General features: G+C 37.0%; 20 protein-coding genes. 15 read left to right on the forward strand and 5 right to left on the reverse strand.

Annotated features, from left to right (window positions below):
• Positions 1–158: 158 nt before the first annotated feature.
• Both serC and RCG25_RS11585 read right to left on the reverse strand, forming a co-directional pair.
• Positions 159–1,256, reverse strand: coding sequence for a 3-phosphoserine/phosphohydroxythreonine transaminase (serC, locus tag RCG25_RS11580; protein WP_308083797.1), 1,098 nt, complete (start codon positions 1,254–1,256; stop codon positions 159–161).
• Positions 1,257–1,639: 383 nt separating this feature from the next.
• Positions 1,640–1,858, reverse strand: coding sequence for a hypothetical protein (locus RCG25_RS11585; RefSeq protein ID WP_308083798.1), 219 nt, complete (start codon positions 1,856–1,858; stop codon positions 1,640–1,642).
• Between the two features lie 101 nt (positions 1,859–1,959).
• On the opposite strand from RCG25_RS11585, the gene RCG25_RS11590 reads away from it, so the two are divergent.
• The 8 genes from RCG25_RS11590 (at position 1,960) to RCG25_RS11625 (ending at position 9,793) form a co-directional block, all read left to right on the forward strand.
• Positions 1,960–2,754: a formate/nitrite transporter family protein gene (locus tag RCG25_RS11590; RefSeq protein WP_308083799.1), complete on the forward strand. Its 795-nt coding sequence runs from the start codon at positions 1,960–1,962 to the stop codon at positions 2,752–2,754.
• A gap of 39 nt (positions 2,755–2,793) precedes the next feature.
• On the forward strand, positions 2,794–5,775 hold the full coding sequence (gene fdhF / locus RCG25_RS11595) for a formate dehydrogenase subunit alpha (protein WP_308083800.1): 2,982 nt from the start codon (positions 2,794–2,796) through the stop codon (positions 5,773–5,775).
• Positions 5,750–6,244, forward strand: a complete 495-nt coding sequence (locus tag RCG25_RS11600) for a helical membrane plugin domain-containing protein (protein WP_308083801.1) — start codon at positions 5,750–5,752, stop codon at positions 6,242–6,244. The genes fdhF and RCG25_RS11600 overlap by 26 nt, the downstream gene beginning before the upstream one ends.
• 16 nt (positions 6,245–6,260) lie before the next feature.
• Entirely contained in the window at positions 6,261–6,485 is a 225-nt protein-coding gene (locus RCG25_RS11605) for a heavy-metal-associated domain-containing protein (protein ID WP_308083802.1), read from the forward strand.
• The gene (locus RCG25_RS11610; protein WP_308083803.1) at positions 6,482–6,622 is read left to right on the forward strand and encodes a hypothetical protein; all 141 of its coding nucleotides are present in this window, start codon (positions 6,482–6,484) and stop codon (positions 6,620–6,622) included. Before RCG25_RS11605 ends, RCG25_RS11610 begins: the two co-directional genes overlap by 4 nt.
• A gap of 85 nt (positions 6,623–6,707) precedes the next feature.
• The gene (gene fdhD / locus RCG25_RS11615; RefSeq protein ID WP_308083804.1) at positions 6,708–7,502 is read left to right on the forward strand and encodes a formate dehydrogenase accessory sulfurtransferase FdhD; all 795 of its coding nucleotides are present in this window, start codon (positions 6,708–6,710) and stop codon (positions 7,500–7,502) included.
• A gap of 388 nt (positions 7,503–7,890) precedes the next feature.
• The gene (locus RCG25_RS11620; RefSeq protein ID WP_308083805.1) at positions 7,891–9,069 is read left to right on the forward strand and encodes a NupC/NupG family nucleoside CNT transporter; all 1,179 of its coding nucleotides are present in this window, start codon (positions 7,891–7,893) and stop codon (positions 9,067–9,069) included.
• A 106-nt stretch (positions 9,070–9,175) separates the two neighbouring features.
• Positions 9,176–9,793 (forward strand): AmiS/UreI family transporter, encoded by a 618-nt coding sequence (locus RCG25_RS11625; protein WP_308083806.1) that lies wholly within the window; start codon positions 9,176–9,178, stop codon positions 9,791–9,793.
• Positions 9,794–10,056: 263 nt separating this feature from the next.
• Here RCG25_RS11625 and RCG25_RS11630 read toward each other — a convergent pair whose 3' ends face one another.
• The 3 genes from RCG25_RS11630 to RCG25_RS11640 are packed head-to-tail and all read right to left on the reverse strand — an operon-like array spanning position 10,057 to position 13,492.
• Positions 10,057–11,067 carry an NAD-dependent epimerase gene (locus tag RCG25_RS11630; protein WP_308083807.1) on the reverse strand — a complete coding sequence of 337 codons (1,011 nt, stop codon included), beginning with the start codon at positions 11,065–11,067 and terminating at the stop codon, positions 10,057–10,059.
• On the reverse strand, positions 11,064–12,428 hold the full coding sequence (locus RCG25_RS11635) for a hypothetical protein (protein ID WP_308083808.1): 1,365 nt from the start codon (positions 12,426–12,428) through the stop codon (positions 11,064–11,066). The genes RCG25_RS11630 and RCG25_RS11635 overlap by 4 nt, the downstream gene beginning before the upstream one ends.
• A gap of 2 nt (positions 12,429–12,430) precedes the next feature.
• Positions 12,431–13,492: a glycosyltransferase gene (locus RCG25_RS11640; protein WP_308083809.1), complete on the reverse strand. Its 1,062-nt coding sequence runs from the start codon at positions 13,490–13,492 to the stop codon at positions 12,431–12,433.
• A gap of 258 nt (positions 13,493–13,750) precedes the next feature.
• Between RCG25_RS11640 and RCG25_RS11645 the strand changes: the two genes are divergently transcribed.
• The 7 genes from RCG25_RS11645 (at position 13,751) to RCG25_RS11675 (ending at position 18,904) form a co-directional block, all read left to right on the forward strand.
• Entirely contained in the window at positions 13,751–14,371 is a 621-nt protein-coding gene (locus tag RCG25_RS11645; protein ID WP_308083810.1) for a DUF3298 and DUF4163 domain-containing protein, read from the forward strand.
• A 399-nt stretch (positions 14,372–14,770) separates the two neighbouring features.
• A complete protein-coding gene (locus RCG25_RS11650; protein ID WP_308083811.1) occupies positions 14,771–15,583 on the forward strand; it encodes a transporter substrate-binding domain-containing protein in 813 nt (270 codons plus the stop codon).
• Between the two features lie 11 nt (positions 15,584–15,594).
• Positions 15,595–16,251, forward strand: a complete 657-nt coding sequence (locus tag RCG25_RS11655; protein WP_308083812.1) for an amino acid ABC transporter permease — start codon at positions 15,595–15,597, stop codon at positions 16,249–16,251.
• Positions 16,252–16,277: 26 nt separating this feature from the next.
• Positions 16,278–17,030, forward strand: a complete 753-nt coding sequence (locus RCG25_RS11660; protein ID WP_308084161.1) for an amino acid ABC transporter ATP-binding protein — start codon at positions 16,278–16,280, stop codon at positions 17,028–17,030.
• A 47-nt stretch (positions 17,031–17,077) separates the two neighbouring features.
• Positions 17,078–18,349, forward strand: a complete 1,272-nt coding sequence (locus tag RCG25_RS11665; RefSeq protein ID WP_308083813.1) for an NAD(P)/FAD-dependent oxidoreductase — start codon at positions 17,078–17,080, stop codon at positions 18,347–18,349.
• Complete coding sequence (locus RCG25_RS11670) at positions 18,342–18,620, forward strand: (2Fe-2S)-binding protein (protein ID WP_308083814.1); 279 nt, start codon at positions 18,342–18,344, stop codon at positions 18,618–18,620. The genes RCG25_RS11665 and RCG25_RS11670 overlap by 8 nt, the downstream gene beginning before the upstream one ends.
• A complete protein-coding gene (locus RCG25_RS11675) occupies positions 18,617–18,904 on the forward strand; it encodes a (2Fe-2S)-binding protein (protein ID WP_308083815.1) in 288 nt (95 codons plus the stop codon). Before RCG25_RS11670 ends, RCG25_RS11675 begins: the two co-directional genes overlap by 4 nt.
• Positions 18,905–18,930: the final 26 nt, after the last annotated feature.

Below are 18,930 nucleotides of genomic sequence, written 5' to 3' on the forward strand. Positions count from 1 at the left end.
ATGATTCTCTTATTAGTTTCTATTTCTATGAAAAAGAACAATAGAATAGTATTACAGTTTCGTAACAAGAGAAAAACCTAGGGAAATAGAAAACGAAAATAGTAGAACGGGATCATAAAAACACACCCTCTCTAATAGTTTGAGAGGGTGTGATTTTACTAGCTATTTTTTGTTTGGAAATCGATCATAAACTCCCTAAATGCCTGACATGCTTCAAGCGGAACGGCATTATATGAAGATACACGGCACCCACCGATGGATCGGTGACCGTTAACTCCTACAAAGCCTTCTTGTTTTGCCTGTTCTAAAAATTTCTTTTCTAATTCTTCTGTTTTCAAGTTAAAGGTTATGTTCATGAGAGAACGGCAGTCCTTTTCAGCATGGCCAGAATAAAAATCATTACTAGAGTCAATGGCATCGTAAATAAATTTTGCTTTTTGTTCATTTCGTTGAGAAATTGCCGTCAATCCCCCTAATTCACGTACCCAATTTAGCACCTCTCCAAGCATGTAGATGCCAAAGGTTGGTGGTGTATTATATAGTGAATTGTTCATAACATGCGTACTGTATTTTAGCATTGTTGGAATAGAAGTATTGGCTTGTTCTAAAAGGTCTTTCCGGATAATGACTACCGTTACTCCTGATGGGCCAAGATTTTTCTGTGCTCCTGCGTAGATAAGGGAGAACTTGTTTACATCAATCGGCTTTGAAAGAATATCACTCGACATGTCTGCAATTAGTGGCACATCTCCACCGTCAGGAAAGTCCTTCCATTGAGTTCCGTAAATGGTATTGTTGGAAGTAAGGTGTAAATAGGCATCATCAACATCGTACTTTAAGTGATCTACCTTTGGTATACCTCGGTAATTTCCATCTTTAGTAGAGGCAGCATGATAGACATTTCCAAATAATTTAGCTTCTGAAAATGCTTTTTCAGACCAAGATCCTGTCATTACATAACTTGCTTTTATTCCCGGCTTTAAAAAATTCATGGGAATCATCGAAAATTGAAGACTTGCTCCACCTTGGAGGAAGAGAATTTCATAGGAATCTGGGATTGATAACAATTCTTTCAAGCTGTTGATTGCCTGATTATGTACCTCTTCATAGGTACGGCTTCGATGGCTAAGCTCCATGACAGACATTCCTGTACCTCGAAAATCAATCAGTTCTGCTTGCGCTTTCTCTAGGACTGAAAAAGGTAAAGCGGAAGGACCTGCATTAAAATTATAGGTACGGTGTACTTGCAATTTCATTTACCTCACTCCATTTTTCGTTTATTAGACTATAACATATTTTTGAAAAATTTAAATAATAAAAATTTTAACGCTTTAAAGAGGATATGTAAATATATGAGGAACTTAAAATATAAAAGCTCAAAAATTCTCCAATTATTAGATAGAGAATTTTTGAGCTTTTTTTATCAATTGCTTTGTTAAACTTGTCTGTTGATTTCCGCTCCAGACGCTTCGCTTTCCGTGGGCGTTTCGGCGAGCCTCCTCGGCGCTCACGCCTGCGGGGTCTCCCCTGAACCGTACTCCCACAGGAGTCTTCGCGCCTTCCACTCCAATCAACAGTGTATAAAAATCAACAATGTTCTTTAACACAGCCTTATCAATATAAGTCCATTCAGTTGTTTCTAGTGAAGCATATAAACCTCTGTATATGGTGGTTGATCAAGTTTGGTTGTTTTCAAGCGACCTTCAGCAACTAAATTCTTTAAACCACTCTCAACCGCAGTACAAGGTACACCAAGTAGATCAGCCACTTTTACGGTAGAAATAGACATGTATTTTGGTCGATGCGTTGATGAAATAATCATGGACTGGACATATTGAAATAGATTCTCTTGTTCCAAAATGAAACCTCCTTCAATTTTACTCTCTTAAAATTAGTTTTTAATAAAATTCCCATAAAAGTAAATATTAATTCTTGAACCCATTAAGGAGGAAATGAGAAATGGCATTTCTTAAACCGTATGAAATAGCTGAAATTGCAATTGATGCAGGAACAAAAAAAGCAAAGCTTCCTGTCAATAAGGTGTTCATATTAGGAATTCTAGGTGGTGCTTTTATCTCAATAGGTTTTCTCCTAGATATTCGTGTAACAGCAAATCTCCCTAAGAATTGGGGAAGCTTTGGATCGTTTTTAGGAGCAGCTGTGTTCCCGCTTGGTCTCATTTTAATTCTTTTAGCAGGTGGAGAACTGTTAACAGGAAATATGATGGCGGTTGCCATGGGTTTTTTCGCGAAAAAAGTATCATTAGGAAGGCTTATGTACAATTGGTTTTGGATTACAGTTAGTAATTTTATTGGTGCTATTTTTGTAGCTTATATTTTCGGTCATGTAGTAGGGCTTACAAGTGAGGGTCCATTTCTTGAGAAAACCGTTGCCATTGCACAAGCCAAATTAGATGAAGGGTTTTGGGCTTGTTTTTTCTCTGCCATTGGATGCAATTGGTTAGTGGGTCTTGCATGCTGGCTATCCTATGGATCCCAAGAAATGAGCGGTAAGATTTTGGCCATTTGGTTTCCAATTATGGGATTTGTGGCGATTGGGTTTCAACATGTTGTAGCAAACATGTTCCTCATACCTGCAGCAATCTTCTCAGACCACTTTACATGGGCCGATTTTTTTAGGAATTTTATTCCCGTTATTATAGGAAACGCAGTTGGCGGAAGTATCTTTGTTTCACTTGCCTATTGGTTATCGTATAAGGATTACATAAAAAAAGAAGCTGTATCGAAAACCTAATATTTATAGATAAAATGACCGAAAAAAGGAGGTACTAACATGGAAGAGTCAAGCTTTTCGGTAGAGATTAATGGGAAAGAGTACCAAGCGAGACCCGGACAAACTATTTTAGAGGTGGCTAGAGAAAACGACATATTTATACCCTCAATCTGCTTTCACCCTAATTTAGGAACCATTCAAACCTGTGATACTTGCTATGTAAATGTTGGAGGTAATCTCGTTCGATCTTGTGCTACAAAAGCAGAAGCGGGAATGGAGGTAGATAGCCAATCCTCTATGGCAAGAGAGGCTCAAAATGAGGGGATTAACCGTATTTTAAAGAATCATGAACTCTATTGTACGGTTTGTGATAACAATAACGGAAATTGTACGATTCATAATACTGTTGAGTTAATGGAGGTGGAACATCAAAAGTATCCTTTTGAGGCAAAACCATATCCTCCAGATAATTCTCATCCATTCTATAGATATGAACCAGATCAGTGTATTCTGTGTGGTAGATGTGTGGAAGCATGTCAGGACCTTCAGGTAAATGAGACATTAACGATTGATTGGAATCGAGAGAAACCACGTGTGATTTGGGATAACGATGTTCCGATTGATCAATCCTCATGTGTTTCATGTGGACATTGTGTGAGTGCTTGTCCGTGCAACGCATTGATGGAAAAATCAATGTTGGGAAATGCTGGCTTCTTAACAGGGATTCCTCCTAAAATCTTAGGGCCGATGATTGATCTGACAAAAGAGGTGGAGCCAGGGTACAGAGAGATTTTCGCCATCTCTGAGGTAGAAGCGTCAATGAGGAAAGCACGGATTAAACGAACGAAAACCGTCTGTACATTTTGTGGAGTGGGATGTAGCTTTGAGGTATGGACAAAGGATCGTGAAATCTTAAAGATTCAAACACATACCGAAGCCCCGGTAAATGGTATTTCAACCTGTGTGAAAGGAAAATGGGGTTGGGATTTTGTTAATAGTGAAGAGCGATTAACGAAACCATTAATTCGCAAAGGGAATGAATTTGTGGAGTCAACTTGGGAGGAAGCACTGGATCTGGTTGCTCACAAACTTGGGCATATCAAACGAGAATATGGTCCCGATTCAATCGGCTACATCGCTTCTTCTAAATGCTCCAATGAGGAAAATTATTTATTTCAAAAATTTGCCCGTGCAGTTATGGAAACAAATAATGTTGATAACTGTTCGAGGTATTGTCAATCTCCAGCAACTGCGGGTTTATTAAGGACCGTAGGGTATGGAGGAGACTCTGGAACGATGGAGGACATTATTAAATCTGAACTGATTATTATCGTGGGTGCAAATCCTGCAGAGTCACATCCTGTTTTAGCCACACGAATTAAGCGTGCACATAAATTACATGGTCAAAAGTTAATTGTTGCAGACTTAAGGGAAAATGAGTTGGCGCAGCGGGCTAATCTTCATATTCATCCCAAGCCAAGTACGGATCTAATTTGGATTTCAGCTGTAACGAAGTACATTTTAGATCAAAAATGGGAGGATACAGAATTTTTGAAACACCGAGTTAGCGGTTTGGAAAAATACATTGAGAGTCTTGAAAAATTCACTCTAGAGTATGCAGAGGAAAAGACAGGCTTAAGCCAAGAAACCTTAATTCAAATAGCAGAAATGATCCATGATTCGAATTCCGCTTGTATTTTATGGGCTATGGGCGTTACCCAGCATAAAGGAGCAACAGACACAAGCACTGCCATTTCCAATTTGCTCTTGATTACTGGAAACTATGGTCGCCCTGGAACAGGCGCTTATCCGCTTCGCGGTCATAATAATGTACAAGGTGCTTGTGATTTTGGAACCATGCCGACATGGATGCCAGGTTATGAACCAGTGCAAGATCCTAATGTTCGTGAAAAGTATGAAAAAGCCTGGGGAGTCAAGCTTCCCGAAGAACCAGGAATGGATAACCATCACATGGTAGAAGGAATGGATAAAGGAAAACTAAAAGCGCTCTACTTATTTGGAGAAGACATGTCGCTCGTGGATGCAAACTCCAATCATGTGAATTCTGCATTTGAACGTTTAGAGTTCTTTGTAGTTCAAGATATCTTTTTCAGTAAAACTGCACAGTTTGCTGATGTCATTTTACCGGCTGCACCAAGCCTAGAGAAAGATGGGACGTTTACAAATACAGAACGAAGAATTCAACGTTTTCATAAAGTATTTGAGCCACTTGGAGAATCGAAACCTGACTGGGAAATTTTCCAAGAGGTAGCTAATCGACTCGGAGCAAATTGGAACTATCAGCATCCAAGCGAAATCATGGATGAGGCGGCAAGTCTTGCTAAATTGTTTGCGGGTGTAAGCTATGAGCGGTTAGATGGGTGGAATAGTCAAGTATGGCCGGTTTTAAAAGATGGCTCAAGTACTCCACTTTTATACGAAAATCGCTTTGCTTTACCAGAAGGAAAGGCGAGGTTGGTACCAGTCGATTGGACGCCTCCTTTCATCTCAGGGGAGGAGTACGATTTACATTTAAACAACGGTCGCTTGCTTGAGCATTTTCACGAAGGAAATATGACCTATCAATCAGAGGGCTTAACGCATAAGGTTCCACATCCATGGCTAGAGGTCTCGCTCGAACTCGCAAAAGAGCGAAATCTAGAGGATGGTACGTTAGTAAGGCTGACTTCCCCATATGGCCAAGTAAAAGTACGTGTAATGGTTACTGATCGAGTGAAAGGAAAGGAACTATACCTGACAATGAACACGAGGGAAGATTACGAAGCGGTAAACCGACTGACAAGTAGCTACCATGACATTGTGACTCATACACCTGCTTACAAAGAAACGGGCGTTAAAATGGAAGTTCTGGAAGTGAAAGGAGAACCACCGCTGCCAAAACATAATCACCGATTTGGGAATAGACTTCCGCAGATCAGTGTGAAAGTAGAGGACAAATGGAATCGTTCCGATTTTACTCCGATTCCAGAAATGATCGAATTAAGGGGCGACGAATATGGCGAAGGCAATTACGCAAATTAGGGAAGTACCAAAACCAGAGATAGAGCAGGAACAGGCAATGACTGAGATTATGAGCGAGATTGTCGCAAATAAGGATGTTATTTTAAAAACCATTCGCATTATGAAGGGACTTGAGGAAACAAAAGTATTAGATGCAGTTGAATCAATGATTGACCAGCGAACTGAGATTGGGGCGATTGCGATTCAACAAGTGAATCAACCTGCAATAAGAAACGTTATCAAAAATGCAATGAATACCTTCTCGTTTTTAGGTGAACTTCAGCCAGGCCAACTTTCTGACGTATTGGATGGACTGTCTCATGGATTTGAACGTATGGCTGAATCCGGACAAGAGGGGAAGAAGCAAAGTCTTTGGCAGTTAAGAAAAAGACTGTGGAGTAGGGAAATGCGTGCAGCCATGACAAGTATGATGAATTTTATGGATGGATTAGGTGAGGTATTCTTACGTAACAGACGAGAAAACTCATAGCGGGAGGCTGAAAAGATTGGAAACGCGGGTTGTAACCGTTAAGAACATGGCAAACCAGCAGGATGCAAATAAGATTCTTGAAGCTATCGAGCATGTATGGGGGATTACCAAAGCAGAGGTTAACCTATCAAAAAGCCAAGCTAGTTTTAGCTTTGATGAAAAGATGGCCTCGGTTCATGATTTTGAACAAGCACTGGTCGAATCAGGGTTCGAAATCACCGACCAGGAGGAGTCAAGATGAAAGTATGCGAAATTTGTGGGTTGCAGGAAGATACGGAACAAAATGTCGAGGGAGCAATCGAATCGGTCATCCTTCATGTTTGTAAAAGCTGCCAGGAAGATAGGAAGTGGCACACTTTCGACGAACCTTTTGAGTAAGTCGAAGATTTAGAGCTCATTGGTGTTTTTAAGAGATTAAATAGTGACTATTTAGCAAATATTTTACTACAGCGGGTGAGGTACATTGAAACCAATTGAGGTTAAACGGGAGATTCTTCGGCTTGGAAAAGGATATACCGAACAGATAGAAGATAGCGTGGTAACCGAATATCCAGTAACTATCAAAATAAATGGTGAGGAATTTGTCACGCTTATATGTTCACCAGAGTATATTGAAGATTTAGTGGTTGGATTCTTAGCTTCAGAAGGAATCATTCGAAAGTATGAGGAAATTATAGAGGTTTGGACGGATGAGCACAATGGTTTTGTTCACGTGCAGACCAATAATAGTAATCCTTACTATCAAAGGTTTCATAATAAACGCTATATCACCTCATGCTGTGGAATGAGTAGACCAGGTTTTGTATTTGTCAATGATGCATTGCATATTAGGAAGAAGAATACAGTCCGAACGAAAATATCTTCTGATGAATGCTTTAAGCTTATGAATGAGCTACAGCAATCTTCGATTATTTTTAAAAGCACCGGAGGCGTTCATAACGCCTCTTTATGTACAGTCGATCAAATGTTAATAAGCCGGATGGATATCGGCCGTCATAATGCTTTGGACAAAATATATGGTTATTGTCTAAAAAATAATATTTCTCTTCAAAATAAATTGCTTGTGTTTAGCGGCAGGATTTCATCAGAAATCCTCGTTAAGGCAGCAAAAATCGGATGTGAAATGGTCCTGTCAAAATCAGCACCAACTGAATTGGCCTTACAGCTTGCCGAACAACTAGGTATCACCACCATCGGCTTCATACGAAATGAAACCCTAAACGTCTACACCTGCCCCGAAAGACTGGAAGTAGTCTAGCTCACTTTAGGCTGTCACTTTAAGGTGTCAGGCACCATTCGTGTACATTTGTCTTTGTGGAGTGGACAGTATGCTCTGTATAATCCATCAGTGACAAGCTGATGGATGTTTTTTGTTTTTTAGGAGTCCTGTGTGTTGTTAGGTTTTTAAAATTTCGCAATTTTTCATATGTTCATTTACAAAATTTCAGTAATTTTTAAACTAGGTGAATATTTTTATTTAAATATTGATAATTTCGTGAATAAAATTAAATATCTTAAAAAATATTTTTACATTTTTTCAAATGATACTTAACATCTGTTCAATACATATGTTATATTAGTTCTGTTCTTAAAAATGTAAGCGCAATATTTTCATCAAGATTAATTACAACATTGTGGAGGAAACTATGAAATACATTATTGCTATTATCGGATTACTTATTGTTTTTGGATTAGCTTATGTAGCTAGTAATAACCGAAAGAATATTAAAGTTAGACCTGTTATTATTATGATTATTATTCAAATCCTTTTGGCTTGGTTATTATTAAATACAAAGTTTGGTCTAGTATTAGTTAAAGGGTTTGCTGATGTTTTTAGTAAATTATTAGAATATGCAGCAAGCGGAATTTCATTTGTGTTTGGCGGACTTGCAAATAAAGGAGAAATGTCTTTTTTCCTTGAAGTATTACTACCAATTGTTTTTATTTCAGTATTAATTGGAATTTTACAGCATTTTAAAATACTCCCTATCATTATGAAAGCAATTGGATTATTGTTAAGCAAAATAAATGGCATGGGTAAATTAGAGTCTTACAACGCAGTTGCTTCTGCAATTGTCGGCCAGTCTGAAGTGTTTATTACTGTTAAAAAGCAACTCGGACAACTACAACCACACCGTTTATATACATTATGTGCTTCAGCCATGTCTACTGTATCAATGTCAATTGTCGGTGCATATATGACGATGATAGAACCAAGATATGTTGTAACCGCACTTGTGATTAACTTGTTTGGTGGATTTATTATTTCATCCATCATTAATCCATATACGGTGACTGAAAGTGAAGACATTCTTATTATTCAGGAAGAAAAACAAAGCTTCTTTGAAATGCTTGGGGAATATATTATTGATGGCTTTAAAGTTGCCATCATTGTTGGTGCCATGTTGATTGGGTTTGTTGCTTTAATGGCAGGAATAAATAATATTTTTGAATTGATTTTAGGAATTTCATTCCAGGAAATTTTAGGTTATATATTTGCTCCGTTTGCCTTCATTATGGGTGTTCCATTTTCAGAAGCTGTTCGTGCGGGAGGAATTATGGCGACAAAGCTTGTAACAAATGAGTTTGTTGCCATGATGGATTTAGCAAAAATACAAGATAGCTTTACACCAAGGACCTTAGGAATAATATCTGTTTTCCTTGTTTCTTTTGCAAACTTCTCATCTATTGGTATTATTTCTGGAGCTGTCAAGAGCTTACATGAAAAACAAGGCAATACGGTAGCTCGATTTGGATTAAAACTATTATTTGGAGCAACATTAGTTAGTATTTTAACTTCAGTGATTGTAAGTATAGTTTTATAAATAGTGATGAAAAAGCTATTTCTATACTAATTGATAGTTAGAAATTGCTTTTTCTCCTTTTGAAGGAGGGGAGTGTTGTGGAAACAGGCTTTTCACAACAAGTAGGATGAGTTTTGTTGGGTTATTTTTATCTGGTGCTGTATTATTTTTAAATAGTCTTATGCTTCTTGGTAAGGCAGAAGCAAAAAGTGTTGGTATTTTTAATATATTTGTAGGAACGATTCAAATAATGATTCCCACTTATTTAATGGTGGGAGCTGATCAAAATAATTGGGATCTTTATAATGTCGCCTCCATTTTTTTATTTGGGTTAACCTATTTATACGTTGGTGTCACGGTATTGAGGGGGCTGGATGGCAGTGGTCTCGGTTGGTTTAGTTTATGGGTGGCAATAATTGGGGTTGTTTATACCTTTGTATCTTTTATTCATTTTAATAATGTGGTTAATACGCTAACATGGGGAATGTGGGCATTTTTATGGTTTTTGTTCTTTTTATCAAATGCCCTTAATAAGAAAATTGACCATTATATCGGGATTGTTGCATTTGTCCAATCATGGGTAACTCTTACGATTCCCGCTATACTATATTTTATCGGTGTCTGGGATACACCTTTTATTAAACAGATTTGGTTTTATGTTTTAATTATTTCTATTTTCTCTTTCATCTTAGGCCTCTTTAAATTTAAATTATCAATTAAAAAACATATTACTCAATATAATTAAATAAGCGTAAAGCCCCACAAAACCAAAAAACCGAGGTTTCCTTCTCGGTTTTTTACTTTGGCTCTGTTAAATTTGCCTGTTGATTTCCGCTCCAGGCACAAGCGGTTCGTGGGTGTTTCGGCGAGCCTCCTCGGCGCTTGCGCCTGCGGGGTCTCCCCTGAACCATACTCCCACAGTAGTCTTCGTGCCTTCCGCTCCAATCAACAGGGTGTATAAATCAACACTGTTCTTTAACACAGCCTTTACTTTAAATATAAGCATACTTATTCTTTGAGATGATACTCCTTATACCACTCAATGAACTGTCCCAAACCTATTTCAAGTGGGGTAGAGGGAGAGAATCCAATATCTTTTTGTAAGCTACTAATATCAGCGTAGGTTTCTTTTACGTCACCTGGTTCCATTGGCAAAAATTCAACCTTTGCTTTTTTACCTATTAGTTTCTCTAATATCTGAATAAATTCCATTAAATTTACTGGATTATTATTACCAATGTTATAAATTTGGTATGGAGCGTAGCTGGAGCTTGGGTCAGGGTTGTTTTTATCCCAATAGTTATTGGATTTAGGGGGATGATCAATAAGCCTAATCATCCCTTCAACAATATCATCAATAAAAGTAAAGTCTCTACTCATGTTACCTTGATTAAATACCTTAATCGTTTTTTCTTCGAAAATGTTTTTTGTAAATGAGTAGTATGCCATATCTGGTCTACCCCAAGGTCCGTATACTGTAAAGAAACGGAGCCCTGTTGTAGGGATATTATATAGATGGCTATAGGTATGTGCCATTAATTCATTGGATTTTTTGGTAGCAGCATACATACTAATCGGATGGTCAACGGAGTCTTTCGGTGAGAAAGGAATTTTTGTATTCGAGCCATAAACGGAACTTGATGAGGCATAAATTAAATGCTCTACCGGGTAGTTTCTGCAAGCCTCTAATACATTTAAGAAACCCAAGAGATTGGAATGAACATATGCATGAGGGTTCTTAAGGCTATAACGAACTCCAGCTTGGGCTGCTAAGTTAAAGACAATTCTGATAGAATGATCTGCAAATAGTTGTTTTAATGATTCCAGGTTTGCCAAATCTGTTTTGTAGAATGTAAAATTGGGTTGCTTCTCTAAAATTTTGATTCGTTCTTCCTTTAAACGTACATCGTAATATTCATTAAGATTATCTAGACCAATAACCTGGTAACTTTCAGCTAACAAACGTTTAGAGAGATGAAACCCAATAAAACCAGCCGCACCTGTCACTAAGATCTTCATTTTCTTTGATCCGATCCCTTTTTTCGTTCATGGTCATTTTTACGATTCGAATCCTTCTTACGATCGTGTCCATTTTTACGATTAGACTCTTTTTTATGATTATGGTTTTTCTTTCGGTTGTTCTCTTTTTTACGATCATGCCCTTTTTTACTGCTCCGAGTTTTCTTCGAATTCTTTAAATTATCGTTAGTGACCTCTTCATTAGTAAGTGGAATAGGTGACCTTGTCCATTCCTCATGTGTTTTTGGATCCAATTCCTTTACTTGTTGGAGAAATGTGTCTAAGAAGCCCCTTTCATGAAGGTTCTGAAATAACTCAAGAGGTCTTTCTTGCACTCTTGAGAACGAATATACATGGTCGACTAACTTAAATCCATTATTAGTTACAAAAATATGCCTTAGTGGGGCATCGATTTGTTTAAAACCATTCTTTTTCATGGTGGTTAAAATGTCTAATAATCTTCCAGCTATGTCATTTGAAAGGCTGGATTGCTTTTTTAGGAACGTATTTAAATCGGGTCCTACTAGATATTCCATTAATACATAGTTGGAGCCAGTTTCGTAGACCTTTGGAATGAAAGATAATTTTTGACTAGACATTAAAACCTCTTTTTCTTGCTTTGCATGTTCTGGTTTTCCGTAAATTTTTACACATTTATCTTCAGCAACTCGGTATACAGCTCCTTGGTGTCCTGAACCAATTAGTGTTTGAGTTACGGAACTTTCAACTTTAACCCCTTTACCTGATCCACCTGAATAAACAGGAATGTTCTTGTAGTCAAAACTGTTTTCGTTAAAGTATTTTTGCCAGGCTTCAAAAGTTTCCGGCTCTAGCTTTTTCACTTGGGATAAAAATGATTCTTTTAATAAGATGATATTTAAATCTCTCAATAATTTAAGTGGAATTGGGTGATTTCGTTTGAAGGCATTTACGTGATCAATCAATTTCAGTTCTTCATTTTCAAGGACGAAAATATGTCTTAAAGGTGCATCGAGCATTGTAAATTTCGTCTTTTTCATTTCTCTTAAAACATCTAGAAGTTTTTTGGTGATTGATTCGGGAATATACGTACAGTTTTTAAGGTATTCTTTCAATGTTGGAGCATTAAAGTATTCCATCTCGATAAAGTTTGAACCAGTTTTAAAGACTTTAGGAAAAAAGGATAAATGTTGTCCTGCTTTAAGAGCTTCTGCTTCCATTTTTGCTTGCAGAGGATCAGTGTAAATTTTTACGCACTTATCTTCAGAAATTTTAAAAACTGCACCTTGAGCGCCCATTCCAATTAGCGGATAGTTTGTAGGGTTATCTATTTCTAAAGTTTTCAATCCTTTTGTTACTTTAATTGATTTATAATCTGCCATTACTATCCTCCTATCAGTAGTTCATCATAATATTTTGCTTGTAGAAGCAGCTGTTGTTTAGAATCAAAGAGGGTTTCAACTTTATTCCGTGCAGATGTTGTATAGGTCTCCCATAGATGCCTATTAGTGAGCATAAATTCAAGTCCAGTAGCTAATTCATCCACATTATTTTCCTTTACTAAGAATCCTTCTTGATTATGTGTGATTAGTTCTGGAATGCCTGCATGATAAGTTGAGAGTACCGGTACACCAAGTGCCATAGCTTCTTTTAATGTATTCGGAATACCTTCTACATCTCCATTAGCTGCTTCTAAACTTGCAGCGCAGAATAAATCAGCATTTGACATATACTCTCTAACTTTGTCTTTATGAAGATGATTTAATAAACGAAAAGAATCTCCTAAATTTAATTGCTTAGCTAAGGAAGTGAGTTCATCCTGAAGTTCTCCTCCTCCGATAATAGTCAGAGTGGCCTTAGGAAATTTATCTCTTATCTTTTGAAATGCCTTCATTAATATGTGGTGCCCTTTTTTTTCTACTAACCTACCTACAGAAAGGATATTTTGTGAACCCTCAAGACTTGGTGCACGATAATGGTACTTACTGAGGTCAACCCCTCCATACAACACTCTTATTTTTTCTGAAGGACAGCCCCAATCAATTATCCGATCGGCTAAATACTGGCAAACTGGAAAAAAAAGATCCCCTTGGTTAAAAAGCATTTTCATATTCTCTAAGTAACCGACAGGCTGATTGGCTAAGGTTGCATCTCTGCCTCGAATACTGGTGACTAAAGGGAGGTTTGTCGCGTGCTTAAAAGGGAGTAGTAATATACCTAGTTGACCGTGGTGTGCATGTAAAAGTGAAATGTTATTTTTTTTAACGTAATCTTTTGGGGAGAAAATTTCATTGAGATAATGAACTTTTTCATTAAGCAGAGTAAGGTCGGTCATGTACTTGGGTTGACGGACTAAATGAATGTAATCATATTCTGGGACCTCACGTATTTGTGAAATATATTGAGTCGGGTCCACTCTTAAATTTAAATGTAGAGCTTTTGGCAAATAAGTCGTCTCCTTTCAACATCATCTTTGGACTTTCTAATCGGCTTCATCATAAGTTATTCAATATAGAAAGAAGAGGCTTGGACAAATCTCCCTGAAAATTGTAAAAATCAAATCTTTATCAATGAAAATTCAAACGGAAATGGGATTTAGAAAATGATTGAGAGAAGTTTATGAATAAGAAGGCAATATATATCGAAGAACACATTATTATTGCAAGAATAAAATGGGTTAAAAAATGTAAGAGAGATGATCGATATGCCCATTATTCTACCGGTAAATATTAAAACAGCTTCAATTAGTGGAGGGTCCAATAAAAGGGTCATTTATCCACAAGTCATTGGGATGCAGAATCGGGAAACGGAAAAATTAATTAATCGTACTATCGTAAATCAAACTCAGGAGTTAATTGATCAACAAGTGGGGAATATGCCGACAACAGTAGAGGAAATGCTCGGCTTATATGAAATTAAAAACAACCAACGTAATGTTCTGAGTTTGTCACTCTCTAATTATTCTTACCATTATCACTCCGCACATGGAATGACGTATATAAAGTCTCTAACATTTGACGTAGAAAAAGCGAAGTCATGTGAATTGAAAGACTTATTTAAGCCTGGAAGTGATTATATTCAGAGGCTCTCAACAATAATTAAAGAGCAAATCGTAGAACGAAAAATTCAACTTATTACAGACTTTACAGTAATTAAATCGAATCAAGATTATTATATTGCTGATAAGGCACTGATTATCTATTTTCAGCTATACGAAATAACTCCCTATGTATTTGGATTTCCTATGTTTCCGATTTCGGTTTATGATATACAGAACATAATAGACGAAATGGGTCCACTTGGTCGAATGGCGGTAAATATGTAATTTAACCAGTTGGCACAATGTGAAAATTACATTGTGCTTATAAAAGTGATACATTTTATAATAAAGGAGTATTAATTAATAAAATATTCAGAAAATATCATTGACGGGTTTACTCAAACTATTTATAATAATCACTAATAGAAAATATCGATCACTTACAAATTGATAATTTGTACATAATCAAGGTCAGGTAATAATGCTGTGAAAAGATCACCTCTTTTCATGTTCCATTAAACCGTACAACCGTGATTACGTCGAATGAGCTTATGGAATGTCATGCTCATTTTACGTTTTCATGTCTTGTACGGTTTTTTATTTTTTATTTTAGTTACACTTTTTAGAACTCTTACATGTAAAAGTGTTCTAGAATTCTATAAAAATATATGAGGAGGAAAGAAATTGAAAAAGTATTTATTCATTTTAATTACCATGGTTTTTATGCTCGCCGGTTGTGGAACCAGTAAAGAAAGTACAGGCTCAGTTGAAAAGTCCAAGAAAAATCAAGAGGATACTGGAATACTAGCAAAAATTAAAGAAGATGGCGTAATCAATATAGGAATTGAGGGAGTATATCCTCCTTTTAACTATTTTGACAAGGATAATAAGTTAATAGGGTTTGATGTAGATATAGCAAATGAAATAACCAAAAGAATGGGCGTAAAGCCAAATTATGTTCCTACCCCTTGGGATACCATTATTGGAGGCTTGTTAACTAAAAAATATGACATTATCTTATCTAGTATGGCCATCACAGAAGAAAGAAAACAAAAGGTAGATTTTACTGAACCATATTATCATACAGGTGCTCAATTATTTATCAATAAAAATAATAAAGATATCAAGAATCCTGAAAAAGACATTAAAGGAAAGAAAATAGGAGTAGCAATTGGAACAACCTTTGAAAAAAAGGCTACTGAGTTAGGTGCAAATGTCATCACATATAAAAGTGACTTGCTAACATTTCAAGATTTAGCTAATAAACGAGTTGATGGTGTGTTGACAGACAAAGCAGTTGGGGCACGGTTAATTAAAGAGCAAAATTATCCATTTAAATTCGTAGGGGACATGATTCTAAAGGACGCTGCCGGGATTGCCTTGAATAAGAACGAAGAGGCCCTTAAAGCTGAAATCAATAAACATCTAAAAGCCATGATGGATGATGGAACGTATTCAGAAATTAGTAAGAAATGGTTTGGTGAGGATATTCGCTAAGGGGAGATTAGATGCTTGATTTTAGTTTAGTTACAAAGTTTATTCCGTTTATGATTAAAGCAACAGTTGTAACATTAGAACTTTCAGTTGTATCCATACTAATTGGTATAATATTGGGCCTTTTCATAGCATTAATGAAAATTTCATCGATAAAAGTTTTGTCTCTAATTGCTGACTTCTATTTATGGATTATTCGCGGCACTCCAATGCTTGTCCAATTATTCATAGTATACTTTGGCTTGCCGCAAATAGGAATTGAGCTTTCACCATTTGTATCTTCGGTTATTGCATTAGGAATCAACTCTGCAGCCTATATTGCTGAGATATACCGAGGGGGGATTCAATCAATTCCAAAAGGGCAGGTGGAAGCAGCAGAGTCACTAGGAATGAAATATCCAACTATTATGAAGAAGATTATTCTTCCTCAGGCTATTCGAGTGAGTGTTCCGTCCTTAGGAAATCAAGCTATCATGATGTTAAAAGATTCTTCCTTGGCTTCATTAGTAACAGTATCTGAACTTATGATGGTTTCACAACGATTCGCATCGACGAATTTTGCCTTTATAGAATTCTACGTTGCCGCTGCTGGATTTTACCTGATTATGACGACACTTTTCACCTTTATTTTAAATAAAGTGGAAGTTCGAATGAGCATAAGTGATCGCTAGGAGGAAATGGAGTGGAAGCCCTAAAAATGCAAAACGATATAGAAACTGCACAACCAATTATTACTGTAGAAAATCTTCATAAAAGATTTGATCAATTAGAAGTGTTAAAAGGAGTTGATCTACAAGTTTATAAAGGCGAAGTAATTGCTTTAATTGGGGCAAGTGGTTCAGGGAAAAGTACACTGCTTCGCTGTTTGAATCGCCTCGAAACAATTAATAATGGCAAGGTTATTATTGATAATATTACACTGAATAATTCAGACAAGAATATTAGCAAAATTAGGCAAGAAGTGGGGATGGTCTTTCAGCAATTTAATCTATTTCCACATATGACCGTACTTCAAAATGTAACTGTGGGTCCGATTGAAGTTCTAAAAATGAGTGTGGCAGAAGCAGAAGTACAAGGAATCAAACTTTTAGAAAAAGTAGGATTACTTGATAAAAAAGATGTTTATCCTAAGAAGCTTTCCGGAGGACAGCAACAACGTGTTGCAATTGCTAGATCTTTAGCAATGAATCCAAAAATCATGCTTTTTGATGAGCCGACATCCGCTCTTGATCCTGAGTTGGTTGGAGAGGTTTTACAGGTAATGAAGCAATTGGCATTGGAAGGAATGACGATGGTTGTTGTTACCCATGAGATTGGATTTGCAAAGGAAGTAGCTGATCGTGTTATTTTTATGCACAATGGAGTCATTGAAGAAGAAGGTAACGCAGAGGAAGTTCTAAATAATCCTAAAAGCCAGAGGCTCAGTTCATTTTTAAGATTGGTAAAATAATTGGGAATGCTTTTCACCCCAAATAGAAGTTAAAGGGTGTAAGATATATGGATCAAGAGATGAATCGACTCAGTTTACTATCAATGCAGGTTGAAAAAGAATCAATAGCAACGGCTTTACAGGCAAAAGAGATCTATAATCACTTAGGAGAATTTTTAAAAGATTCTATAATGCTCTCCTCAAAAAAGAGAACAATTACAATTATTGGCGGGGGAATTATTGGGCTTATGGCGGCTTATTTCCTTCAAAAAAATGGGTACGGTGTAACAATTTTAGAACGAAAATCATTTGGTGCTGCGGCATCTGGAAGGAATGGCGGAGGAGTATTGGCGTTAGGGCGTGAGCTTAGAGAAATACCGTTTGCCCGTTTAGCAATCGAGATTTGGGATGCACTCGAACTTGATGGTATTGATACTAAATTCGTCCGTTCAGGTAATGTAATGGTTGCTAGTAATGAAACCGAGAAGCAGAAGCTGCTGGCCGCACATGACCTTTATCAGGCTTCGGGATTAACAGTAAAAATCCTCTCAGCTAATGAAATGAAAACAATAGTACCTGATATATTTCCTCAAATTAACATGGGGTTATTAAGTGAAACAGATGCACAAAGCTATCCGTTTACAACGATTAAAAGTATCATTTCTTATCTAAAAGAAAATGGTGTAAAGGTCATTGATCATTGCGAGGTATATGAATTTAAGACAAATCAACAAGAAATAGAATATGCTACCACAAATAAAGGAAACTATCAGTCTGACGCCTACCTTTTTTGCGCAGGCCCATGGACCACAGAGCTCTGCAACAAATTAAATGAAGAGATTCCTGTTTTACCAAGACGTTCTCAAATTCTTGTAACTGAAATCATGAAAAAGAGAAAAATCCATCCCTTTGTTGCGGGTAATTCCATTTACCTCAGACAAACTCACGCAGGGAACATCCTTTTTGGAGGCGGAGGACCATGGGAGACCAATGGATATGATGTATCTAATACTAACTTTGCAATCGAATTTCTTACTAAGAGATTCATAGAAATATTCCCAGGTTATAGGAATAAGCAATTAATCAGGGCCTTTGCAGGGACAGTTGAGTTAACAAGGGATCATCTGCCTTACTTTGGAAAAATTAATTCTTGGGATAATGCCTTTATATCTGCAGGATATAATGGACATGGTTACGGAATGTCTACAGTGATGGGAAAATTAATGGCAAAAAGTTTATCAAGCTATTTCGCAGGTAAGGTAAATCCTGTTGAAACAACTATTTTGTCTAATTTTTCAGTGGCGCGGATTGGACAAAAGGTAGGGGATCAATATGTCTAACCTTTCTTACATGGTGTGTCGTTGTGAGGAAGTTTCACTTGATAGTTTACAAGAGGCAATAAACGATGGAGCCAGTACCTTGCAGGAACTAAAAATGGCAACCCGTGCAGGGATGGGTATTTGTCAAGGTAGGATTTGCAGAACAGCATTGGAATGTTTCATTCCAAATCAAAAAAATGGGCTTCTGGAACATCCAAGTATGTTAACCATTCATCAGCCCACTCGTCCTGTTTCCCTATCACAAATTGTTGCAAGGGAGATACAAAGATGAGAATTGACCATCCATTGTTTGGAAACAAGTCAAGAAAGACAGTCTCCTTCTCTTTCAATAATGAAATATATAAAGGAATGAAAGGAGATACGATTGGTGTCGCCTTGTGGGCAAACGGCGTAAAAACATTGCGACATAGTGAAAAGAATAACGAGCCTAGAGGGATGTACTGTGGGATTGGCCAATGCTATGAATGTAGAATCTACCGCTCGGATATTGGATTAGTTAAGGCCTGTACAACGCTTATTAAAGAAGGAGAAAAATATTATTCATTGGAGGAATAATGAGAACAGCCTTGGGAAGGGGAGAA

Origin of the sequence: Neobacillus sp. PS2-9, assembly GCF_030915525.1 — a bacterium.
Lineage (GTDB): Bacteria > Bacillota > Bacilli > Bacillales > Cytobacillaceae > Neobacillus.